This window comes from Neobacillus sp. SRL179, assembly GCF_984799095.1.
In genome coordinates this window covers 3,046,957-3,069,035 of the sequence record NZ_OZ481792.1, presented here as the reverse complement: position 1 = coordinate 3,069,035, position 22,079 = coordinate 3,046,957, and the positions used below count along the sequence as shown (strand labels likewise).

24 protein-coding genes are annotated in these 22,079 nt (G+C 39.3%); 20 read left to right on the top strand and 4 right to left on the bottom strand.

What is annotated here, in order from left to right; genetic code table 11:
• Positions 1–5: 5 nt before the first annotated feature.
• From AC4E8C_RS15085 to AC4E8C_RS15065, 5 genes are all read left to right on the top strand, one after another.
• Positions 6–1,127 carry a GerAB/ArcD/ProY family transporter gene (locus tag AC4E8C_RS15085; protein ID WP_490207479.1) on the top strand — a complete coding sequence of 374 codons (1,122 nt, stop codon included), beginning with the start codon at positions 6–8 and terminating at the stop codon, positions 1,125–1,127.
• Positions 1,111–2,274, top strand: coding sequence for a Ger(x)C family spore germination protein (locus tag AC4E8C_RS15080; RefSeq protein WP_490207478.1), 1,164 nt, complete (start codon positions 1,111–1,113; stop codon positions 2,272–2,274). The genes AC4E8C_RS15085 and AC4E8C_RS15080 overlap by 17 nt, the downstream gene beginning before the upstream one ends.
• 81 nt (positions 2,275–2,355) lie before the next feature.
• The gene (locus AC4E8C_RS15075; RefSeq protein ID WP_490207477.1) at positions 2,356–2,934 is read left to right on the top strand and encodes an SCO family protein; all 579 of its coding nucleotides are present in this window, start codon (positions 2,356–2,358) and stop codon (positions 2,932–2,934) included.
• Positions 2,935–3,045: 111 nt separating this feature from the next.
• Complete coding sequence (locus AC4E8C_RS15070; RefSeq protein ID WP_490207476.1) at positions 3,046–3,867, top strand: SGNH/GDSL hydrolase family protein; 822 nt, start codon at positions 3,046–3,048, stop codon at positions 3,865–3,867.
• A complete protein-coding gene (locus AC4E8C_RS15065) occupies positions 3,868–4,449 on the top strand; it encodes a YpmS family protein (RefSeq protein WP_490207475.1) in 582 nt (193 codons plus the stop codon).
• 27 nt (positions 4,450–4,476) lie between these two features.
• On the opposite strand, the gene AC4E8C_RS15060 is transcribed toward AC4E8C_RS15065, so the two are convergent.
• Entirely contained in the window at positions 4,477–5,229 is a 753-nt protein-coding gene (locus AC4E8C_RS15060; RefSeq protein WP_490207474.1) for a DUF4397 domain-containing protein, read from the bottom strand.
• A gap of 325 nt (positions 5,230–5,554) precedes the next feature.
• On the opposite strand from AC4E8C_RS15060, the gene rsgA reads away from it, so the two are divergent.
• From rsgA to msrB, 3 genes are all read left to right on the top strand, one after another.
• Complete coding sequence (gene rsgA, locus AC4E8C_RS15055) at positions 5,555–6,622, top strand: ribosome small subunit-dependent GTPase A (protein WP_490207473.1); 1,068 nt, start codon at positions 5,555–5,557, stop codon at positions 6,620–6,622.
• Positions 6,623–6,784: 162 nt separating this feature from the next.
• Positions 6,785–7,276, top strand: a complete 492-nt coding sequence (msrA, locus tag AC4E8C_RS15050; RefSeq protein ID WP_490212578.1) for a peptide-methionine (S)-S-oxide reductase MsrA — start codon at positions 6,785–6,787, stop codon at positions 7,274–7,276.
• Complete coding sequence (msrB, locus tag AC4E8C_RS15045; protein ID WP_490207472.1) at positions 7,266–7,697, top strand: peptide-methionine (R)-S-oxide reductase MsrB; 432 nt, start codon at positions 7,266–7,268, stop codon at positions 7,695–7,697. Before msrA ends, msrB begins: the two co-directional genes overlap by 11 nt.
• A gap of 143 nt (positions 7,698–7,840) precedes the next feature.
• Here the strand turns inward: msrB and AC4E8C_RS15040 are convergent, their stop codons facing one another.
• Positions 7,841–8,437, bottom strand: coding sequence for a DUF502 domain-containing protein (locus AC4E8C_RS15040; RefSeq protein WP_490207471.1), 597 nt, complete (start codon positions 8,435–8,437; stop codon positions 7,841–7,843).
• 117 nt (positions 8,438–8,554) lie between these two features.
• On the opposite strand from AC4E8C_RS15040, the gene AC4E8C_RS15035 reads away from it, so the two are divergent.
• Positions 8,555–8,722: a YjcZ family sporulation protein gene (locus AC4E8C_RS15035; RefSeq protein ID WP_490207470.1), complete on the top strand. Its 168-nt coding sequence runs from the start codon at positions 8,555–8,557 to the stop codon at positions 8,720–8,722.
• Between the two features lie 54 nt (positions 8,723–8,776).
• Here AC4E8C_RS15035 and AC4E8C_RS15030 read toward each other — a convergent pair whose 3' ends face one another.
• Positions 8,777–10,138, bottom strand: coding sequence for a TrkH family potassium uptake protein (locus AC4E8C_RS15030; protein ID WP_490207469.1), 1,362 nt, complete (start codon positions 10,136–10,138; stop codon positions 8,777–8,779).
• A gap of 183 nt (positions 10,139–10,321) precedes the next feature.
• Between AC4E8C_RS15030 and AC4E8C_RS15025 the strand changes: the two genes are divergently transcribed.
• The 11 genes from AC4E8C_RS15025 (at position 10,322) to AC4E8C_RS14975 (ending at position 21,848) form a co-directional block, all read left to right on the top strand.
• Positions 10,322–11,677: an aspartate aminotransferase family protein gene (locus tag AC4E8C_RS15025; RefSeq protein WP_490207468.1), complete on the top strand. Its 1,356-nt coding sequence runs from the start codon at positions 10,322–10,324 to the stop codon at positions 11,675–11,677.
• A complete protein-coding gene (locus AC4E8C_RS15020; RefSeq protein WP_490207467.1) occupies positions 11,678–12,370 on the top strand; it encodes a CoA transferase subunit A in 693 nt (230 codons plus the stop codon). It abuts the gene before it with no gap.
• On the top strand, positions 12,355–13,020 hold the full coding sequence (locus tag AC4E8C_RS15015; RefSeq protein WP_490207466.1) for a 3-oxoacid CoA-transferase subunit B: 666 nt from the start codon (positions 12,355–12,357) through the stop codon (positions 13,018–13,020). Before AC4E8C_RS15020 ends, AC4E8C_RS15015 begins: the two co-directional genes overlap by 16 nt.
• Before the next feature lie 23 nt (positions 13,021–13,043).
• Positions 13,044–14,315 carry a peptidase gene (locus AC4E8C_RS15010; protein ID WP_490207465.1) on the top strand — a complete coding sequence of 424 codons (1,272 nt, stop codon included), beginning with the start codon at positions 13,044–13,046 and terminating at the stop codon, positions 14,313–14,315.
• 46 nt (positions 14,316–14,361) lie between these two features.
• Positions 14,362–15,783, top strand: a complete 1,422-nt coding sequence (locus AC4E8C_RS15005) for an aldehyde dehydrogenase family protein (RefSeq protein ID WP_490207464.1) — start codon at positions 14,362–14,364, stop codon at positions 15,781–15,783.
• 686 nt (positions 15,784–16,469) lie between these two features.
• A complete protein-coding gene (gene ablB / locus AC4E8C_RS15000; protein WP_490207463.1) occupies positions 16,470–17,324 on the top strand; it encodes a putative beta-lysine N-acetyltransferase in 855 nt (284 codons plus the stop codon).
• A gap of 62 nt (positions 17,325–17,386) precedes the next feature.
• Complete coding sequence (locus AC4E8C_RS14995; protein ID WP_490207462.1) at positions 17,387–18,781, top strand: sigma-54 interaction domain-containing protein; 1,395 nt, start codon at positions 17,387–17,389, stop codon at positions 18,779–18,781.
• Between the two features lie 143 nt (positions 18,782–18,924).
• The gene (kamA, locus tag AC4E8C_RS14990) at positions 18,925–20,364 is read left to right on the top strand and encodes a lysine 2,3-aminomutase (protein WP_490207461.1); all 1,440 of its coding nucleotides are present in this window, start codon (positions 18,925–18,927) and stop codon (positions 20,362–20,364) included.
• A gap of 12 nt (positions 20,365–20,376) precedes the next feature.
• Positions 20,377–20,661: a YokU family protein gene (locus tag AC4E8C_RS14985; RefSeq protein ID WP_490207460.1), complete on the top strand. Its 285-nt coding sequence runs from the start codon at positions 20,377–20,379 to the stop codon at positions 20,659–20,661.
• 134 nt (positions 20,662–20,795) lie between these two features.
• Positions 20,796–21,017 carry a YozE family protein gene (locus AC4E8C_RS14980; protein ID WP_490207459.1) on the top strand — a complete coding sequence of 74 codons (222 nt, stop codon included), beginning with the start codon at positions 20,796–20,798 and terminating at the stop codon, positions 21,015–21,017.
• A 135-nt stretch (positions 21,018–21,152) separates the two neighbouring features.
• Positions 21,153–21,848 (top strand): hypothetical protein, encoded by a 696-nt coding sequence (locus AC4E8C_RS14975; RefSeq protein ID WP_490207458.1) that lies wholly within the window; start codon positions 21,153–21,155, stop codon positions 21,846–21,848.
• A gap of 1 nt (position 21,849) precedes the next feature.
• Here AC4E8C_RS14975 and AC4E8C_RS14970 read toward each other — a convergent pair whose 3' ends face one another.
• The gene (locus AC4E8C_RS14970; RefSeq protein ID WP_490207457.1) at positions 21,850–22,017 is read right to left on the bottom strand and encodes a hypothetical protein; all 168 of its coding nucleotides are present in this window, start codon (positions 22,015–22,017) and stop codon (positions 21,850–21,852) included.
• Positions 22,018–22,079: the final 62 nt, after the last annotated feature.

The window sequence follows — 22,079 nt, the reverse complement described above, 5'->3', positions numbered from 1 at the left end:
ACAATATGAAGGTGAATTTACATCCGAAAGAAGGGTTACTATTTAATGCAGTTTTACTTATTTTTGTCATTCACGGTTTCCAAACAGGGGTTGGATTAATTGGCTTACCTAGAGTGGTCTTTTTAGAAGCCAAACATGACGCCTGGATGGCTGTTTTCTTAGGCGGAATTACAGCCGCGATTGTTTTAGCTGCTATGGTTTTGATGCTTAGACAATATGATAGTGCTGATTTATATGGAATACATGTCGATCTATTTGGTAAATGGATCGGAAACACCATGAATATCATCTACATGATCTATTTAATCCTTTGTTTCTTCATCATTATCATGAATTATATTGAAATCATTCAAGTTTGGATTTTTCCTGATTTACGGACGTGGCAAATTTCTTTAATTTTGATTCTGTTATCAGCTTATGCCGTGAATGGTGGAGTTCGAGTGATTGTTGGAGTTACTTTTCTCTCGGTCATAGGAACTGGCTGGTTAATCTTTATTCTATTTGTCCCGGTACATTATTCAGATCCTAAACATCTTTTACCCATATTAAATGTAGAATTGATTCAAATGATGAAAGGAATTTTTAAGACCTCCCTGTCAATAATAGGCTTTGAATTATTGTTTTTCTTTTATCCATATATAAAAGACAAACAGCGGGTATTTCTGTTTTCGCAGCTTGGTAATTTGTATACAACCATTACTTTTTCACTTGTAACGTTGGTATCAATTACTTTCTTTGCGGAAAATAGTTTAGCACGGACAATTTGGCCTGTATTATCGATGTTCAAAATTGTTAGGCTGCCTAATTTAGAAAGGTTTGAATTTATTGCCGTCTCATTTTGGATGTTAATTATCCTACCCAATTTGTGTGGCTATTTATGGGCTGCATCTAAGGGGTTTAGCAGGGTCATCCCTTGGAAACAAAGAAAGGGAATATGGGTTATTGCTCTTTTAGTTTGGGGTGGCTCCTTTTTTATCAAAGCAAGATATCAAATGAATGAAGTAACAGATTTAGTTGCAAAACTTGGTTTTGCTTTAGCTTTTTGTTACCCCGTACTCCTTTCGATGATAGTCATGATTAAAAAGAAGTTCTTAAGGAGGAAGAAAACTAGTGCGGAAGCTTCCTAATTATAAAATGATCTTCATTCCTATGCTTTGTATCATAATAGTTATGAGTACAAGCTGTGTGCAGCAAAAACCTCTCGAAAAACAAGGGTTGATTACCATCTCTGGGTATGACTTGGTTGGAAAAAACAACATTAAGGGAACGGTAGTTGTTCAAAAATTTGATCCTATGAGCAAAACGGAATCAAGAGTAATCACGGTTACGGCAAAAACGAGCAAAGGATTAAGGCAGCAAGAAAATTTGCAATCCAATCAAAGGTTAGTTTCGGGGCAGCTGCGTACAGTTATATACAGCAGAGAACTTGCCAAAAGAGGGATTACCCAACTGGTCGACACCTTGAATCGAGACGCAGCAATCGGAAATATGGTCTATATAACAATCGCAGATAAGACAGCAGCTGAGGTATTAATTAAAGGTCAAAATAAACCAAATATTAATCTTGGCACCTACGTGTATAATTTAATTAAACAAAATGTTGAGGGAGAGCAAATTATTTCGCCAACCTTACACGAATTTAACCATAATTTATATGAAGTTGGAAAAGATCCAATACTCCCAATTCTAAAAGTTAAGAATAAAAATGTGGTGATATCAAGTGTTGGATTGTTTAAAAATGATCGCTTAGTTGATGAAATAAAGGGTGGAAAACTGTTCTATTTAAAAATACTGATTCAATCCTACCGAGCCGGATCACACGAAATGGGAATTGAAAAAAAACAATTAAAAAACTTGCTCTTAAAAAATCAAACTTTTTCGGATACATCAATTTATAATAAGATTTACTTAACGATTGATAACATCCGCAGTAAAACAAAAGTAAAGTTAGTGGATAAAAAAAAGCTTCGTTTTAAAGTGACGGTTAAGTTAAATTCAAGATTATTGGAAATGACAGAAGCTTTAGATTTGTCCTCACCAAAAGCCATAAAGGAACTTGAAAAAACCCTTGATAAATTAATGAAAAAGCAAGTGAGTGATTTAATCCTTTATTTCCAGGATTCAGGAATTGATCCCATTGGCTTTGGAAACGAATATGAAGCCCATGTACGTGGGAAGCCGGAAAAAATGAGTCAGTGGAGAGAAAAATATAAACATGCTACTTTTGATATTGAAGTGAAAAATACGATTGAACGTACAGGGGTCATTGATTAGAGTAAGCTATTTCCTTTCATCTGCCGGCTAACTTTGTTAAACTATTCCCGAATAGAAATAGTAAAGGTTGTAGGTGAGAGAATGAAGGTTCGCTTTCTGTTATTATTCTTAGTCATTTGTTCCCTGATGTTGTCAGCCTGTGGAAAAAATGAAATTAAAAATGCCGTCAATTGGCCCGTTCAAGATTTTACGGCGACAACGCAAGACAACCAGTCAATCGGTTTAAAAGACTTAAAGGGAAAGATTTGGATTTCCGATTTTATTTTTACTAGTTGTGCTGATGTTTGCCCGCCCATGACAGCCAATATGACCAAATTACAGAAAAAGGTCAACGAAGAAGGCTTGAAAAATGTGGAATTTGTTTCCTTTAGTGTCGATCCCACTGTCGATAAACCTGAAATATTAAGCAAGTATGCTAGTCAATTTGGGGTCGATTTTAAAAATTGGACCTTCCTAACTGGTTATTCACAAGAGTTCATTGAAAGTTACGCAGCGAAGACCTTCAAGACGATTGTCAAGAAGCCGGCAGAAGGGAGCCAGGTCATCCATCAAACGTTCCTTTATTTAGTGGATAAGGATGGGAATATAAAAAAATCATACAGTGGCTATGAAAATGTTCCATATGATGAAATAATTAATGACATTAAGACATTACAATAGACCATTTCATGGGTCTATTTTTTTTCCATGAATAGGATAAAGTACAAACTGTTTTGAATGATTCTAGCCATGGTATAATAGAAATAGTTTAGAAGGCAGGTGAATAAAACGATGAAAAGGATTTTCCCCCTTCTACTTTCAGCATTGTTATTAAGTTCGTGCAGTCCATCCAATCCTCTCGAACTACATCAAGAAAAGAAAGTCTCTGCCCAAGTGTTTGAACCAATCCCCGCTGATTTTTTTCCACGGAAATTGAACGTATTATCAGCTGGTGATTCCTTGACACAGGGCGTCGGTGATAGTACCAACCAAGGCGGCTACCTACCCTATTTAAAAACGATGCTCGAAAAAGAAAAAGGTATACAAGAAGTGGATTTTATTAATTATGGAGTCAAAGGGAATCGGACGACCCAATTATTAAAAAGACTCAAATCACCAGAAATGGAACCCGTACTACAAAAGGCAGATTTGGTCATTTTAACGATTGGCGGCAATGATATTATGAAAATTGTTCGGGATAATATTTCAGATCTGCAGGTATCTGATTTCATACAGGAAAAAGAATCTTACCGAAAACATTTGACTCAAATTATGGAAGCTATTGTCCAAGAAAATCCCCATGCGAAGATTGTGTTGGTGGGCTTGTATAATCCGTTTTCGAAATGGTTTTCGAATATTAAGGAAATGGACCAAATTGTTGCCGATTGGAATCAGGCAGGCCAAAGTGTAATCGCTCAATACCCTAATGCCTATTTTGTACAGATAGAGGACGTATTCTTGGATGCGGATGAGAATCTATTGTATACTGATAATTTCCATCCCAATGACAAGGGGTATAAACTAATTGCCCAAAGGCTGAATGAAACAATGGAGGAACGGGTATTACCTGATATAGAGAAAGAACCTTATATAGTAAATGCTGAGGAGAATTAGATGAAAAACAAATGGAAAATAGGCTTTTTAGTCTTATTAGGAATCAATCTTTTAATTGCTATTATTCTTTTTTCACTGGTACTTGCACCAACCACAGATAAGGAATTAAGTAAGGTAAAAAATTTGGACAATAGTGACGATGTATCCTTTCATGTTCAATCCAACAAGTATGATTTAAATAGGTTGATCAATCATTATTTGAAAGAAGAAGCAGCTGATTCACCGATTGATTACCGGGTCCTATTAGGTGAGGAAGTAGAACTATACGGAACCTTACCGATTTTTAGTCAAGAACTAAATTTAAAATTAACCTTTGAACCAGAAGCGCAGGAAAATGGGGATTTGGTTTTAAAACAAAAATCTATGTCGGTGGGAAAGTTGCATCTTCCCATTTCCTTCGTATTAAATTTAATTAGTGAAAACTATAAGCTGCCAAAAGGAGTAGAGATTAGACCGAATGACCAACTTGTCTATGTCCATATGCAGCAATTAAAATTAAAAAGTGATCTGAAAATCAAAGCTGAAAAATTTGATTTAAAAAAGGATGACATTGCGTTTACTATTTTAGTACCAGTAAAATAGGTGCCACTCAATTGGGCACCTATTTTTTTAATCTTTTATGCTGATGAATTGGAATTCTGGATTCCCTTTGGATAAACCGAGAAAGACAATCGTGTAGCTTTCATTCGGCATAAATTGTGACTGTGGCATTGGTAAAAGAACCTCTCTACTTCCTGCCCCTCTTGCCTCTAAGTCTACCGTCATTGGTGTTAAACCCAGATAATCCGTTGCTTGCTTATAGGAAACACTCGGAAAAATGACATCTCGATCCTTTACGGCAATATCGAGAGGCGGAGAATCTTGTGATAAATGGATAAAGCGGACTTTGGCTTCATTTACTGGAACCTTGGGCTGATTCAGAAACACAAGCAAACGCATTTTTTGGACTGGATCAATGGTCGTGAGGGTGTACGTTTTTCCAGCTTCTACTGTTATTTTTTTATTTAAGACACTATCCACCATGTTTCCAGCTGGATAAATATCAATATGGTATTTTCCTGCCTTGAGGGTAAGATCCTTACTTACTTGTTTAAAGGAGAGGTCTCTTATCATTCTATTTCCATTAATATAAACATCAACATTGGGAGAATCATGTGAAGTATGAAGGAGGCGGACTTTGGCTTCCCCCTGGAATGATTGGGCAGTTGTGCGCATGAGGTTCATCGCTTTATTCATATATTTAAAATGTTTTAAATAAAAATGCATGTGTAAGTTTGGGTTTGTGTATTTATAGGATTGAGCTAACAAATCATACATCGCTGCTTTTTGGAGATAATCAGCTTGGTTTCTTTTCTCGGACATGTTATCAACTCCTTACAGTAGGTTACACCATAATTTATTCAACTGGATATGGGTAGGTGTCTACCTTTCTATAGTAAAAATGGAATTTTCTGTTTACATTTAACTCGATTTTGCATATAATAACTTTAACTATTAGGAAAGCGGGTGACGTGCAATGGCAATGTTAATTGAATTGATCCGTAAGTTGAATATTGTTTGCACAGCCCCAACTTGGTCCCTTTAAGGGAAAGTATTCTTTTTTATTCCATAAAGCGAATAAAACCATGGGCTGTGTGTGCCTATGGTTTTTTAATTTTATCCATAAACTTTCGTTGGAGGAATACGAATGAATTTAGGTACTTTAGGTTTAACAGTAGATGTAAATGATTATTTTAATATAGTGAAAACAAGTGATGATCAAATTATTGGCAGAGTGGCCCTCGAGCATAAGCATCTGTATCGAGTTTGGACGGAACAGGGAGAATTATTAGCTGAGGTTTCGGGTAAGTTCAACTATCAGGCCCATTCAAGAGAGGATTTCCCCGCTGTAGGTGATTGGGTATGCGTTACACCTCGGTTTGATGAAGGAAAAGGAACCATCACTTCTGTTTTGCCGCGGAAAAGTAAGTTTTCTAGAAAATCGGCTGGTACTACAGCCGAGGAACAAATTGTGGCGGTCAACGTTGATACCGTTTTCCTCGTTAATTCTTTAAATGAAGATTTAAATTTACGAAGAATAGAGCGCTATCTGTTGTTAGCTTGGGAAAGTGGAGCAAACCCTGTGATTGTGTTAAGCAAAGCTGACTTATGTCAAAATATCACGGAAAAGTTGGCTGCCGTTGAAACAGTAACAATGGGGGGTGTCCCGGTAATTCCAATTAGTTCGGAAACGAGGAGCGGACTAGAAGAGTTAGCCCCATTTCTGCAGCCAGGCAAAACGGTTGCCCTGCTTGGTTCCTCGGGGGTCGGAAAGTCGACCTTAACAAATCGTTTATTAGGAGAAGAAAAACAAGCCGTTCAAGAAATTCGTCTGGACGATGACAAAGGCAGACATACTACGACCCATAGAGAGCTCATCTTATTGCCAAATGGCAGCATCTTAATTGACACGCCTGGAATGAGGGAACTGCAACTTTGGGAAAGTTCAGAAGGTTTAACCGAAACGTTTTCTGATATTGAGGAACTTGCTTCAATGTGCCGTTTTAGGGATTGCCAGCACGATGATGAGCCAGGCTGTGCAGTGGTAAAAGCAATTGAAGAAGGATTGCTAGCTGTAGAACGGCTTGCGAGCTTCAACAAGCTGCAAAAAGAGTTAGCGTATATTGAAAGAAAAGCTGATAAACGTGCCCAAGCAGAAGTTAGAAAGCAATGGAAATCAATTAATAAACAAATAAAACAGCGAAAAAGCCGTTAAGATCGTTTGCCGAACCTCATAGATGGTTCGGCATTTTCTTTTTAGTTCAGAGATTTTATTTTTCATAAAATCTTCGGTATACTTTATTTAAACAAAAGAAGGGGTGGGAATGTGGAAAATAATCAACAGTTAGCGACATTTGCCGGCGGCTGTTTTTGGTGTATGGTGAAGCCGTTCGATGAACAGCCGGGTATTATCAGCGTTTTATCAGGGTACACCGGTGGTACAGTAGAAAACCCTACATATCAGCAGGTGTGCTCAGATACAACAGGTCATTATGAAGCGGTACAAATAACCTTTGATCCTAACGTGTTCCCTTATGAGAAATTGTTGGAATTATTCTGGCAGCAAATTGATCCAACCGACGCCGGAGGACAGTTCTATGACCGCGGACAATCATATCAAACAGCGATATTTTATCATAATGACACACAAAAAAGACTAGCAGAAGAATCAAGGCAAGCCTTGCAAGAGAGCGGCCGGTTTTCGAAGCCCATAGTGACACCAATCCTGCCTGCGCAAACCTTTTATCCTGCTGAAGACTACCATCAGCACTATTATAAGAAAAATCGTGCTCATTACGAGTCCTATCATGTGGGGTCTGGCAGGGCTGGATTTATTGAAAGACATTGGGGGAATGAACATGGAAAATAAAGATTTAAAAAAGGAACTAACACCTATTCAATATGAAGTAACACAAAATAACGGGACAGAGCCGCCTTTTCGAAATGAATATTGGAATGAAACACGGGACGGCATCTATGTGGATATTATCTCTGGAAAGCCGTTATTCAGTTCGCTTGATAAATTCGATGCTGGCTGCGGCTGGCCAAGCTTTACAAAACCACTGGAAGAAGAAGAAGTGATGGAGAAAGTGGATACAAGTCATTTTATGGTGCGGACAGAAGTAAGAAGTAAATCGGCCAATTCCCATTTGGGTCATGTCTTTGATGATGGTCCGAACCCTACTGGACTGCGCTATTGCATTAACTCCGCTGCTCTTCGATTTATTCCGAAAGATCAACTTGAAAAAGAGGGCTACGGAGAATTTGCCCATTTGTTTGAAGCAAAATAAACAAGGCGTCCATTTTTGGACGCCTGTTTTTGTTTTATCAGCGAATTTTGGTGAGATATCAGCGGATCGAGTCTGTTTATCGGCGAATTTCAGCTTTTATCAGCGAATTGAAAATCCCCTAGGTCTTGAAGAACAAAAACAACTTATGACTCTTTCACAGTCTTCTTAGGGGAAGAGGTCATCCCGCCAGATAATACAAATTTCATTGCATCTTCCACTTTAACGTCAATAATCTCGACTTGTTCCTTTGGAATAAGGAAGGTAAAGCCGGCGACTTGAAAGGTTTGGGGGATATAAACGGCAACATGATCCTTTAAAGGACTATAAAAATCCTCTAATTGCTCTGATGTGATAAAGCCAATGCTTCTCATTTCAGTTCCAGGAATGACCACTAATGCCACCTTCGAAAAAGATTTCTTATCGCCAAGGAAGGATTGAACCGTATCCTTAATGACCGAATAAATCGTCTTAACCACCGGGATTTTTTCTAATAGATAATCGATTAATTTTATGATTTTTCCGGTGAAATACTTTGTCGACATCCATCCTAAGAGGGTAATTAATATAATCGTCGTCAACAGACCAAAACCGGGAATGTAATCGTCTTTGAGAAAGGGTCTTAAGGAGTTGCCTAACAAACCGTCTAAAAATAAAAAGGTTTTATAGATCACATAAACCACAAGGATGATGGGAACGATTGTTAAAATACCGTTAATAAAATTCTTTAATACAGATTTCATCTAATCACCTACAAATTTATCATTGTCTTTCATAATATAGGCGAATGCACATACAGGTCAAGCACCTAGTTCATAAAGTATCCATGAATAGATATAAAAATTCGAGGAGTGAATGTTATGTATCATGGATACGGATTTGATGGTGGATGCGGCTATCCTATGGGAGGCTGTGGGTATCCTGCCTATCCAGTAGGCGGATGCGGTTTTGGAATTGGTGGATTTGCGTTAATTGTTGTGCTGTTTATTTTGTTAATTATTATCGGCGCTAGCTGGAACTACTGCTAATAAGAAAAAGGCTGACCCAAACCCGGTCGGCCTTTTTTGTTGAATTTTTTTCCTTTACCCAATCGTCACTTTTTCTTTCGGATAATTGAAAGTCTCTTTGCTCTTTTTGCCTCGTAAGATGAGTAAACACGTGACAATCCCCAATCTCCCGATGATCATTAAAATAATGATTAAGATTTCGCCAAATGTCGATAACCTCGGTGTTAACCCCAACGATAAACCGTTCGTTCCAAACGCGGAAGTGACCTCAAAAATAACTTCCATAAGTGTACCTTGTTCCGTTATCGATAAAATCAAGATCGAATTTAAACACAAAAAAGCCGCAGTCGTGAGCACAATAAACGATTTAATAATATCTTCGTTATGTAATTCTCGTCTGAATATTTTTATTGTACCTTTTCCTTGTGCATAGAAGACAATCGTTAAAATAACGATGGCAAAGGTGGTTGTTCGAATTCCGCCGCTGGCACTGCTCGGGGAGCCGCCGATGAACATTAAAAGGGACAGGAAAAGCTGATTGCTGGGGGTGAAATCATTGATATCCATGGTGGCAAGTCCAGCACTTTTGGTCGTAGCCGAATTAAAAAAGGAGTAAAAAAAAGATTCATGCCATGGCTTGTCAGCAAAAAAATTCTGACTATCCAGGAGATAAATGAACAATGTCCCAATAACAGTAAGTAATAGAAAGGTAATCGTAGTTAATTTTGTAAACAGGGTAAAATGAAATTTCTTCTTAACACGCAGGCTTAAAAAGTACTCATAAATTTCAACCATTACTGGAAATCCTATTGCCCCAACAATCATTAAGAAAATAATCACGGATTGTACTAAGTAATCGTGGCTAAAAGGATAGAGCGACTCTCCTGTAATATCAAACCCCGCATTAGTCGTTGCACTTATGGAAGCAAAAAATCCATGTTTAAAAGCGGAAATCGGACTATCGAAATAATTCAAAAAACAAAACCCTAAGATTATCCCGCCAATCAATTCAAAGGATATAAAAATAATCAAAATCCGTTTAGCAAGCTGCACTAATCCTGCCAGTTTCGATTGATTTTGGTCAATCATAATAAGCTGTCGTTCTCTCAGCCCCACTTTTTTACCCAACATAATCCAAAGAAAAGTACTTAAGGACATAACTCCGAGTCCGCCAATTTGTAATATAAGGCATAACAGGAAGATTCCAAAATCACTGAAAGTATCTTTTATCGAGATCACACTTAGGCCTGTCACACTGATGGCACTGGCAGAAGTGAACAATGCATCGATAAAACTTAAGGAAACCCCTTTACGATGGGCAACTGGAATTTTTAATAAGAGCGTTGAAATAATTAATGCGGATAAATAAAAAATGACAATTAATTGGATGGTGGATAGTTCTTTCTTTTTAAATGGAACGCTTTTTAGTGTATTCATAGAGCCCTTTCCTTTAATAATCTAAATGTAATTTTATAATAACGGCCGAAAAAAGTAAAAGACAGGGATTTGGATTATGCAGATATTTCCTTTACAAACCCCTTTAAATGAGATGATAGAATCGAAAATTCACTCATACAATGGAATATAACTACCTAATTTGATAAGAAAAGTGGTGTGTTTGTGGGTGAGTCCTTTTTAATAAAACCAATGCTGGATGAAATATACCCGGTCATCAATTATGGCAAAGGGGTTTATTTATTTGATATGGAAGGAAACAAATACCTTGATGCGGCATCTGGTGCGGTAACAGCAAATATTGGCCATGGTGTACCTGAAATTATTGAAGCTATGCAGGAACAGGCAAAGAAAGTCTCCTTTGTCTATCGTTCGCAGTTTACAAGTGAACCAGCCGAAAAGTTAGCAGCGAAAATTGCTGAATTGATACCTGGAGAGCTTAATTGGAGTTTTTTTGTTAATAGTGGTTCAGAAGCAACGGAAACGGCAATGAAGATGGCGATTCAATATTGGCAGGAACGAGGGATTTACACAAAGACGAAGATTGTTTCAAGATGGGTTAGTTATCATGGGATTACCATGGGGGCGCTTTCAATGTCCGGTCATCCTGGCAGACGAGAAAGGTTTGTTCCCATTTTAGAGGATTTTCCGGTGATTAACCCTCCATATTGCTATCGCTGCCCTTATAAACTTGAGGCACCTTCCTGCGGCTATATGTGTGCGAATGAATTGGAAACGGCCATTAAACGGATTGGTGCAAACCAAATTGCAGCCTTTATTGCAGAACCTGTCATTGGGGCGGCCGGTGGAGCCATTGCACCACCAAAGGATTACTTTAAAGTGATTAAAAAAATATGCAACGAGAATGACATCCTCTTTATCGCCGACGAAGTGATGACTGGTTTTGGCCGGACCGGCACCATGCTTGCCTGTGAACAATGGGATGTAGAACCGGATATTGTGGCGTTTGGAAAAGGCATGGGTGCAGGTTATGCGCCCATTGCAGCCGCGGTTGCAAGTGAAAAGGTAATGGCACCGATTTTAGCGGGGACGAAATCGGTCATGAGCGGCCATACCTTAAGTGCTAATCCGCAATCATGCGCTGTCTCCTTAGCTGTTCTAGAATACTTAGAAAAAAATGAGATTTTAAAAGAAGTAGACTGCAAAGCTGTTTATTTACGAAACTTGCTTGAAAAACTGAAGGGACTATTTTCTTTTATCGGGGATGTCCGCGGTAAAGGATTGTTAGTCGGAATTGAATTTGTAGAAGAGGGCAGCACGAAAACCCCATTTGCAAGAAAGGAATCCATAACACAAAAAATAGTGACGCTTGCCAAGGAAAAAGGACTTTTGGTTTATCCAGCGGGGGCTGGGATAGATGGAGTGAATGGAGATGCCATTATTATTGCCCCGCCATTAACGATATCTAAACGGGAGATAGAAGAGCTTGTCTCTCTCTTAAAAGATACCTTAACAGAGTTTGCAACCCAAATGAAAGCAGGAACGGATGGTGAGGACTAAATGGAAAATCCATTCGGAAAAATTACAACGATAGATGATGTCATGAAATTCTTTCATGATGGAATGACTTTAATGTTTGGAGGGTTTGGCGGAGTAGGTTCCCCGCCGACCTTAATTGATGGCATTCTTCAAAAAGACGTACATGGCCTAACGCTAATCGGCAACGACACAGGTTTTCCGCATATTGGAATTGGAAAATTAGTCAGTCAAGGAAAAGCTAGTAAAGTGATTGCCTCGCATATTGGTTCCAATCCTGTTGCAGGGGCGCTTATGCATGAAGGAAAGCTGGAGGTAGAATTTTCTCCGCAAGGGATTCTAGCGGAAAGAATTCGTGCCGGTGGTGTAGGCATTAAAGCATTTTTATCCGATATTGGTATGGATAATGACATGGTCTCAAGAAATAAACCGCTGTTTATGATAGAAGGAAAGAATTATCTCGTGGAAACGGCTTTAACAGCAGAGGTTTCCATCGTCTATGCTAAAAAAGCTGATGCATATGGCAATTTAATTTATGACAAAAGTGCTCGCAACACCAATCCACTTGTAGCCATGGCGGGTGATATTACCATTGCGGAAGTAGAGGAAATTGTCCCAATCGGCCATCTTGATCCAGATGAAATTATGACGCCGGGAGTTTTTGTTGATTATGTAGTTGCTTCCGAGGGGGTGAATTGGAAATGGGCATGGGAGTAAATATTCGCACCCAAATGGCGAAAAGGGCGGCAGAGGAAATCAAAACAGGAATGGTAGTGAACCTTGGGATTGGAATCCCTTCACTTGTTCCTAACCACATATCAAGAGAGACCAAGGTGATGTTTCATGCGGAAAATGGGATTACCGGGATGGGACCAAGTCCCGTCAAAGGGGAAGAGGATGAGAATTTATGCAATGCAGGAGGATTTCCAGTTACTCTAAACAGTGGCGGGTCATATTGTGACAGTGCTGTTGCTTTTGGCATGATTCGCAAAGGCAGGGTGGATATGACTATTTTAGGTTCACTGCAGGTAAGTCAATATGGAGACCTTGCCAATTGGATTGTCCCTGGAAAAAAGGTTCCTGGTATGGGGGGAGCGATGGAACTTGCTCAAAAAGCCAAAAAGGTGATTGTTGTCATGAATCATAATGATAAACATGGCAGCCCTAAGATTGTTCCCTCTTGCTCATTACCATTAACATCTTCCCGTTGTGTTAACCTCATTATCACTGAACTTGCAGTCTTTAAGGTAACCAATCAAGGATTGTTGTTAACAGAACTATTTACACCATATAATGTCGAAAGTGTTGTCAATCGAACGGGCTGTGACTTTAATATTAGTGAAACGATCCGCAAGATTCCATATTAAGTTTGCTTGAAAGGGTGAACCAATTGACAAATTACGAGGAACGAATTAAGCAATGGCTAAAAGATAATCGAGCTCGTGGCGCTAGGCTTTTACAATTACTTGTTCGTGAAAATAGCACGAGGGGTAATGAAAGTAGTACACAAGCAATCGTCATTGAAAAATGCCGCCAATTAGGTCTTATACTGGATATTTGGGAAATTGGCGGTGACGGTCTAAGAAACCATCCAGCCTATTGTTGTGACAGGATAAGTTTTGATGGAAATCCCAACTTGGTTGCAGTCTTAAAAGGAGAGGGAGGGGGAAAATCCGTTATTTTAAACGGGCATATCGATGTTGTACCTGTTGGTGATGAGTCCAATTGGAACCATGATCCATTTAGCGGGAAGATTGAGTGCGGTAAGTTATTTGGAAGAGGGGCAACTGATATGAAGGGCGGAAACGTCGCTCTTTTAATGGCGATGGAGTCGATTATCGCCAGTGGAATCAAGTTAAAAGGTGATGTTATTTTTCAAAGTGTGATTGAAGAAGAAAGCGGTGGTGCAGGGACATTGGCCGCTGTGTTAAGAGGGTATCAAGCAGATGGGGCCATTATTCCAGAGCCGACCAATATGAAAATATTCCCTAAGCAGCAAGGTTCCATGTGGTTTAGGATTACCGTGACCGGCAAAGCAGCACATGGTGGAACGAGGTACGAAGGTGTCAGTGCGATTGAAAAGTCACTGCTTGTCATTCAAAGATTACAACAATTAGAGAAAGATAGAAATGCCAAAATTACCGACCCTCTCTTTCAAAATATTCCTATTCCTATTCCCATTAATGTTGGAAAAGTTACAAGCGGAGAGTGGCCATCATCGGTGCCTGACACTGCTGTTATTGAGGGAAGAATGGGTGTATCCCCTGAAGAAACCATCCAATCAGCACAGCTAGAAATGGAAAATAGTTTACGCGAATTGCAGCAGCAAGATGCTTGGCTGCAGGAACATCCCTTAAAGCTTGAATGGTTCGGCGGCAGATGGCAGCCGGGAAGTCTTGAAAGTGATCATCCATTAATTAGTGAACTTAGCAGAAGTTTTGTTGACGTAATGGGCGAACCTCCTGTTATTGAAGCAAGTCCATGGGGGACGGATGGAGGGATTCTTTCAACAGTTGGAAATACTCCAGTGGTTGTATTCGGCCCAGGAATTACGGCAACCGCTCATGACGCTAATGAGCACATCATTCTTGAGGATCTTTTTGCTGCAAGTGAAATCATTGCTTTAACATTATTGAAATGGTGTGGGATAGCTGAAAAGTAATAGATTGCTATAATAAAGGTATACGAACATTAGGGAGGATAGAAACTTGAAACAGGCACTCTGGATCGGTGGTGAACACCGCACAGCCAAAACATATAAGGAACTAAAAAACCCCTATAATTTGGAGATTATCGCCCATGTCGCGATTGCTGAACAAGATGATGTTTTATCTGCTATTACTGCGGCACAGCAGGCCGCCTCAGTAATGAAAGAAATGGCTGCCTACCAAAGAGCTGAAATTTTAGAAAAAGTAGCAGGATATCTTAGGGAAGAAAGAGAAGAATGTGCTAATCTGATTTCAAGAGAAGCGGCAAAGCCCTTGAAAGCTGCCCGAGCGGAAGTGGACAGAACCATTATGACTTACACCTTTGCGGCTCAGGAGGCACGGAAAATTCATGGGGAAACGGTGCCAATGGATGCAGCACCCGGTGGTGAGGGCAGACTTGCTTTTACCGTTAGAGAACCGTTAGGGGTAATCGCAGCGATCACCCCATTTAATTTTCCTATGAATCTTGTTGCTCATAAAGTAGGCCCCGCTATTGCTGCAGGAAATTCAGTGGTTCTAAAACCAGCTAGTCAAACTCCATTGTCTGCATACAAAATTGCTGAATTCTTTAGAAAAGCAGGCTTACCTGCAGGTGCTTTAAATGTTATCACGGGCAGTGGCAGTGTTGTTGGGGACGTGTTAATGAAAGATGAAAGGATAAAAATGATTACGTTTACCGGCAGCCCTGAGGTGGGTCAATACATCCGCGAAAATTCCGGTTTAAAGCGAGTGACACTGGAATTGGGTTCTAATTCCGCCGTGATCGTGGACCAAGGTGTGAACCTAGAAAAAGTGATTCCCAGAATGGTGACAGGAGCCTATTCCTATCAAGGTCAAGTCTGCATAAGTATCCAACGCGTATTTGTCCACGAAACCATCATGGAAACTTTTGTAGAACAGTTTGTCGCGGAGGCAAAAAAGTTAAAAGCAGGTAATCCCTTAGATGAGGAAACGGATATTTCGGCATTAATTACAAGAGATGATGTAAATCGAACACAAGCGTGGGTAGATGATGCTGTTAAGGCAGGAGCGCTGCTGCCGTTAGGTGGAAGCTTTTCAGATGGTGTTTTTCAGCCAACGGTCTTAGTGAATGTCCCAATCTCTGAAAAAGTTTCCTGTGAGGAGATATTTGCCCCAGTTGTTCATATTAATAGTTTCACAACGTTTGAGGAGGCAATTCATCTCGTCAATGATTCAAAATACGGTCTCCAGGCAGGTATTTTTACGAATGATATCAATCGTGGACTTTTGGCAGCGAAAAAACTGGAGGTTGGCGGCGTCATGATTAATGATATTCCGACCTTCCGCGTGGATCAAATGCCTTATGGCGGTGTAAAAAAGAGCGGCATGGGCCGTGAAGGAATTATGTACGCTGTTGAGGAAATGACGGAATTGAAGTTAATCAGCTTTAAGATGGACTAAAAAAGTCTGGCTTATTCTTAGCCAGACTTTTTCAAAAGAGTTATTTGGTTAAATTAAAGGATTCTTCGTGAAAGATTGAGTATAACATGGGAATAAACGATAAAGATACCTTAAATTCAATGGATTTAATCCGCGTAGAAAGAGTATAAACAACCGAAAAACTCAAAAAGGAAAGGCCACAGTCGGATAGAGGGGGGTCTAATCGACCGAAGAGATCAAAAAGGAAAAGTTTCAGTCGGATAGAGGTGGTCTAAGCGACCGGAGCATCAAAAAAAGAAAGCTCACAGTCGGATAGAAGGGGTCTAAGCGACCGAAAAGCTCAAAAAGGAAAGGTTTTAGTCGGATAGAGGTGGTCTAAGCGACCGAAGAGATCAAAAAGGAAAGGTTTCAGTCGGATAGAGGTGGTCTAAGCGACCGAAGAGATCAAAAAGGAAAGATTTCAGTCGGATAGAGGTGGTCTAAGCGACCGAGAAATTCAAAAAAGAATGGTTTCAGTCGGATAGAGGGGGTCTAAGCGACCGAAAAGCTCAAAAAGGAAAGGTTTCAGTCGGATAGAGGGAGTCTAAGCGACCGAAAAACTCAAAAGGAAAAGGTCCCGGTCGGATAAAAGGGGTCTAATCGACCGAAGCAACCAATTCTCATCCCAAACTCTAGGATACATACTTAATAAAAAGGAAGTGACCAATATGAACCAAACTGCATCTACACTTTATTTTAATGAAAGCAATTATTACCTCGAAGTATATGTAGATCCATATAATAAAAGAATTCGAGTGGATGATTATCGCGGCAATTCGGACTTGATGTTAGATAAAGCAGAGGAGCTTGTGAAACAGCATGGAGCGGAAAAATTAATTATTAAGGGACGCAGCGAAGATTTTTTAAGATTTATGGAAGGCGGTCTTCAGCCTGAAGCAATGGTTGATCATTACTTTCTTGGCTCTACAGCCCATTTTTTTTCTAAATTTTACACACCTGACCGCAAGAAGAATGACCATTGGATTACTGAAGATGATATCATTCATAGTATTTATCAATTGGATGCTTCCATGGATAAAATATTGCCGCCGAATGAATATGAATTAAAAAAGGCGGACGAGAGTTGTGCTGCTGCCCTTTCTGCTTTGTACAAACAAGTCTTTCCAATTTATCCTACTCCCTTGCATGATTCGGAATATGTAAAAAAGACAATGAGGGAAGGGACAATCTATTATGTCTTTTTCTATCAAGGGAAAATTGTCAGTGCGGCCTCAGCTGAAATTAATTCTTTTTATAAAAATGCGGAATTAACCGATTGTGCTACATTACCGGAACATCGAAAATATGGGCTGATGAAAATTCTCCTGCTGGAGCTGGAAAAGAACCTAAGACAAAACGGGATCTTTTGTGCGTATTCTATTGCAAGGGCGTTATCTTTTGGCATGAATGCTGTGTTATTTCAGTTAGGCTATTCTTACCGGGGCAGGTTGATGAATAATTGCTATATTTATGACAAGCTGGAAAATATGAATATGTGGGTAAAAAATTTGGCAAACTGCTAAAGTTTCGGCGCAGCACTGCCAATTTTCCGGCACTTTAACTATTGAAGAAGGGAGGTGATGTTGTGGTTCAATTAACAGCTTTAACAAAAGAGGTACTGACAGCAATTCTAAAGAGCATCGATGAAGGAATCCATGTGGTCAATATGGAAGGGAAAACAATCTTTTATAATGAAGTAGCAGCCAAGCATGATGCCATGGATGTAAGGGAAGTCCTAGGAAAGCATTTACTTGACGCCTTTCCTTCCCTGACAGAAGAATCGAGTACCTTGTTAAAGGTGATTAAAACGGGTAAACCCATATACAATCAAACTCAGGTGTATGTTAATATGCATGGAGCAAGAATTGATACCATCAATACAACCTTACCCATATATTTAGGGGAAATAATTATTGGTGCGGTTGAAATTGCCAAAGATTATTCTCGAATGAAGCTGCTCGCCGAAAGGCTATTAGATTTACAAAAAGGCTTTCATAAAAGTACTAACAAAAAAGTTTCTAAACAAGTAAACTATACACTAAGTGATTTAAGGACGGTAAATCCCTCTTTTCAGAGTACAAAGGAGGAGGCAAGGAAACTAGCAAAATCGGACTCACCGATTCTCGTCTATGGGGAATCAGGTACAGGGAAAGAATTATTCGTCCAAGGAATTCATCATGAGTCACACCGGTCATCGCGTGCTTTTATTGCTCAAAACTGTGCTGCGATTCCTGAAACCTTGCTCGAAAGTATCTTGTTTGGAACAGCCAAAGGAAGTTATACCGGGGCAGTGGACCGGAAAGGACTTTTTGAATTAGCTGATGGCGGCACCCTTTTTCTGGATGAATTACATACGATGCCCATTGAACTGCAGGCAAAGCTGTTAAGAGTGTTAGAGGACGGAATGGTACGCAGGGTCGGCAGCTCACAAAATATTTCCGTTAATGTCCGTGTCATCGCAGCGATGAATGTGAACCCAACTATAGCCCTTCAAGAACAAAAGCTTCGGAATGATTTATATTATCGGTTAAATGTTTTTACCTTTTCCCTTCTGCCATTAAGGGAACGGAAAGAAGACATATTATTTTTATCCGATTATTTTATGAAAGAGTTTAATATCGAACTAAAGAAGGGCATCCGTGGTTTGGAAACAACACTCCAACGTTTCTTTATGGACTATCAGTGGCCCGGAAATGTTAGGGAACTTAAACATACGATTGAATATATGATGAATGTTTGTGAGGAAGAGCGGCTAAAAATCAATGATTTACCGATTATGTTGAGGCAGCATATTTCCCATTCCCAAGATAAGCAGTCTCCTATTGAAAGTTTATCATTAAGAAAAAATCTTGATACACTTGAAAAACAACTTATCTTGACTGCCCTTGAACAATGTAAGGGGAATATAAATCAAGCAGCAAAGCTTCTAGAGATTCCTAGGCAGACCTTGCAATATAAGCTTAAAAAGGTCACCGATTAAAGCGCCGATTTTTCGGCGCTTTTAGTATGTATTTTGCCTTTAAAATAAGAATATTTTAATTAACCAATTGTCTCCAAGCCGTTTTGTGGAGTCGGCACGATTCTTGCATATGATTTAGTAAAGCAAGATAGGGGGAACATACAATGAAATCATTTTTATATAAACCGAAACGCCATTGGAAGGAAATAGAGCTTTGGAAAGATGTGACCGATGAGCAGTGGAATGATTGGATCTGGCAATTAACGAATACCATTCGTACCTTAGAAGATTTAAAAAAGGTCATCCATTTAACACCAGATGAAGAAGAGGGGGTAAGAATTTCTACAAAAACCATTCCGTTAAATATTACTCCATATTATGCTTCTTTAATGAACTCTGATGATCCACGCTGTCCAATCCGAATGCAATCCGTACCGATCTCTAAAGAAATTTATAAAACAAAATATGATCTTGAAGATCCATTGTACGAGGATGAAGATTCCCCAGTCCCAGGCTTAACCCACCGTTATCCTGATCGGGTTCTCTTCCTAGTAACTAATCAATGCTCCATGTACTGCCGTTATTGTACACGAAGACGATTCTCAGGGCAGATTGGCATGGGTGTCCCAAAAAAACAACTTGATGCCGCCATTTCATACATTCGGCAAACGCCTGAGGTGCGGGATGTATTAATTTCCGGCGGGGATGGTCTGTTAATTAATGACACAATTTTGGAGTATATCTTGAAAAACCTTCGTGAAATTGATCATGTGGAAATTATTCGGATTGGAACACGGGCTCCGGTGGTATTTCCGCAGCGGATTACCGAAAATCTCTGTAACATATTAAAAAAATATCATCCAATTTGGCTAAATACTCATTTTAATACATCAATTGAAATTACGGAGGATTCCAAAAGAGCGTGTGAAATGCTTGCCAATGCCGGAGTGCCGGTAGGCAATCAATCTGTTATTCTAGCAGGTATTAACGATAGTGTTCCAATCATGAAGCGACTCATGCACGACCTCGTCAAAATTCGCGTCCGTCCGTATTATATTTATCAATGTGATCTTTCTGAGGGGATCGGCCATTTTCGGGCACCAGTTTCCAAAGGGCTTGAGATTATTGAAGGGCTGCGCGGACATACGAGCGGTTACGCGGTACCAACTTTCGTCGTCGATGCTCCCGGCGGGGGAGGAAAGATAGCCTTACAGCCGAACTATTTAATTTCTCAAAGTGCTGAGAAGGTGGTGCTCCGTAACTTTGAAGGGGTTATTACGTCCTATCCAGAACCAGAAAATTATGTTCCAGGCCGAGCAGAGGGATATTTTCAAGAAGTTTATCCTGATATGGATACGAAAAAGTCGCTTGCAGGTATTGCAGGAATTATGAATGACCAACATTTTAACCTGGTCCCAGAGGGGTTAACAAGGCTCCATCGGCGAAAGGAATACAACCAAGATCCTGCACATACCTCTTTAAAAGATAAGCGGGGCAAACGTGATGAACTGAAGGAAAAGAAATTTAAAGCCTTGACAGAGAAAGATACGGGAAAGCAGGATACAAAAAATATTGACCAACCACTAGAAAAGACCAAGGAATAGGGGGAAATCATAGTGACGTTAGCATGTGAATGGTGCAATAATACCCATGTAGAGTTAACTTCTGCCTCCGTTTTTTGGGAATTACCAGACGGGACACGAGCCATCGAAATTACAGAAACCCCCACCCACCACTGCTTGGATTGTAACATGACCTATCAGCGTGAAGAAATTGTTAAAGAAATAGAAAATCAGTTGTTTTTAGTTGATTGTAAACAAATTGGGAAGGTCATTACTTTCGAGGAATTAATGAAACTACCTAGACTTTTAAAAAAGAATTATTTTGATTTTTCGTCCTAACAAAAGGCAGCCGATTTAATTTGGCTGCTTTTCTATTGGCAATGATTATACTGGACGATAAGAAGACAATCCGTTATAGTGTTTCTAAGAAAAAGACAGAAAAGAATATCGATCAGAAAGATAGGCGTATAGTCATGAGAAAAACATTTTATCATTTTTTAATGAAATATAGACACCCTGCCCCAAAAGATGCGATTAGTTCCTTCGCGAATAATGCTTTTTTAGATCATGGGTTTCCGAAGACCTCTTACGATTACCATGAAATTAGTTCATATTTGGAACTAAATGGACAGTATTTAGAGTCGATGTCAATATTCGATGATGCCTGGCAGGAGTATATCATTTCTGAAAGTTAACAATTATCCAGAGAAATCGCCTTAGAAGTAGAGGCGATTTTTTTCAATTATAAAAGACGTGCCCGTTCCCTGTTCTCCTGCATATACTATTGTAATCAAAATTCAGAACTAATCCAATTGAGGGGATGGGAGGACATGGTAAAAAGAAAAAAACCAAAATATAAGATCGATGATACGGTCGTCATTACAATGTATGGAACAGTAGGAAAAATAACAGATGTGAAATGGCTCGACGGTAACTATGTATACGAAGTCAATAAAAGTGACGGTCTTTTTATTGAAGAAGCCTTACAATTACTCTCAGAATATGAGGGCACTGTTATGGAGCAAGAACAAATTGATATTGAATATAAATTTTTCTTCGGCGATTTAGTGCAAGTGAGTGGATATGGTGCTGATTTATTTAAAGTTGTCGGTTTCCGGACAGAAATTTGGCGCTATAAAGAAGACGCCTGGGAAGATGTGATTTATGAACTATCACGTGTTAGCGATGGTGAGTGGCTTGAAGCGGGGGAAGAGGAATTGACCCTCGTTGCCGATGCAGAAAATGCAGATACCTTCATACAAAAACTAGGTCTTCTCTATTTAGTCAATAAACAAGAAAAGATAAAAAAACTTCCTAAACTACAAAATACAGGTAGAAAGGCAGAAGTAGAGGAAATAGAACGTAAGAAAGAGAAAAAAGAACTCATTGATCATTTATTAGATATCTTTAATGATTACCGGATTCTTTATGACATGTTTCATGACCCAGAATACTACAAGGTAATGCGAGTCATTCTTAGAAAATTAGAAAGCCTAGTAAATAATGATGGCAAGAGTCATGTCTAGCTTACCAACTGGAGATAAGCACAAATAAATATAAAACAAACGGAAGGCCGGCCCATTTAATCAGAAAGAATAATGTGTTTAAGATCTTTTCAAAAGCTTGGATGGTGAGACTATCTTCACGGTTTACATCTTCTATAAATGCCTCAAACTTCAATTGGAAATTTTCCATACAATCACCTCATAAAGACTTTTTTTACATCCTATGCTTGTCCTGCCTAAATAAGACATAAA

What these genes read in the sequence shown, in the direction of transcription:
- AC4E8C_RS15085 (WP_490207479.1), top strand. Translation starts at nt 6, where the DNA reads ATGAAGGTGAATTTACATCCGAAAGAAGGGTTACTATTTAATGCAGTT.
- AC4E8C_RS15015 (WP_490207466.1), top strand. Translation starts at nt 12,355, where the DNA reads ATGGGCATGGGAGTAAATATTCGCACCCAAATGGCGAAAAGGGCGGCA.
- kamA (WP_490207461.1), top strand. Translation starts at nt 18,925, where the DNA reads ATGAAATCATTTTTATATAAACCGAAACGCCATTGGAAGGAAATAGAG.
- msrA (WP_490212578.1), top strand. Translation starts at nt 6,785, where the DNA reads ATGGTGAAGCCGTTCGATGAACAGCCGGGTATTATCAGCGTTTTATCA.
- AC4E8C_RS15060 (WP_490207474.1), bottom strand. Translation starts at nt 5,229, where the DNA reads ATGTCCGAGAAAAGAAACCAAGCTGATTATCTCCAAAAAGCAGCGATG.
- AC4E8C_RS15065 (WP_490207475.1), top strand. Translation starts at nt 3,868, where the DNA reads ATGAAAAACAAATGGAAAATAGGCTTTTTAGTCTTATTAGGAATCAAT.
- ablB (WP_490207463.1), top strand. Translation starts at nt 16,470, where the DNA reads ATGAACCAAACTGCATCTACACTTTATTTTAATGAAAGCAATTATTAC.
- AC4E8C_RS15020 (WP_490207467.1), top strand. Translation starts at nt 11,678, where the DNA reads ATGGAAAATCCATTCGGAAAAATTACAACGATAGATGATGTCATGAAA.
- AC4E8C_RS14975 (WP_490207458.1), top strand. Translation starts at nt 21,153, where the DNA reads ATGGTAAAAAGAAAAAAACCAAAATATAAGATCGATGATACGGTCGTC.
- AC4E8C_RS14970 (WP_490207457.1), bottom strand. Translation starts at nt 22,017, where the DNA reads ATGGAAAATTTCCAATTGAAGTTTGAGGCATTTATAGAAGATGTAAAC.
- msrB (WP_490207472.1), top strand. Translation starts at nt 7,266, where the DNA reads ATGGAAAATAAAGATTTAAAAAAGGAACTAACACCTATTCAATATGAA.
- AC4E8C_RS15040 (WP_490207471.1), bottom strand. Translation starts at nt 8,437, where the DNA reads ATGAAATCTGTATTAAAGAATTTTATTAACGGTATTTTAACAATCGTT.
- AC4E8C_RS14980 (WP_490207459.1), top strand. Translation starts at nt 20,796, where the DNA reads ATGAGAAAAACATTTTATCATTTTTTAATGAAATATAGACACCCTGCC.
- AC4E8C_RS15070 (WP_490207476.1), top strand. Translation starts at nt 3,046, where the DNA reads ATGAAAAGGATTTTCCCCCTTCTACTTTCAGCATTGTTATTAAGTTCG.
- AC4E8C_RS15035 (WP_490207470.1), top strand. Translation starts at nt 8,555, where the DNA reads ATGTATCATGGATACGGATTTGATGGTGGATGCGGCTATCCTATGGGA.
- AC4E8C_RS15075 (WP_490207477.1), top strand. Translation starts at nt 2,356, where the DNA reads ATGAAGGTTCGCTTTCTGTTATTATTCTTAGTCATTTGTTCCCTGATG.
- rsgA (WP_490207473.1), top strand. Translation starts at nt 5,555, where the DNA reads ATGAATTTAGGTACTTTAGGTTTAACAGTAGATGTAAATGATTATTTT.
- AC4E8C_RS15030 (WP_490207469.1), bottom strand. Translation starts at nt 10,138, where the DNA reads ATGAATACACTAAAAAGCGTTCCATTTAAAAAGAAAGAACTATCCACC.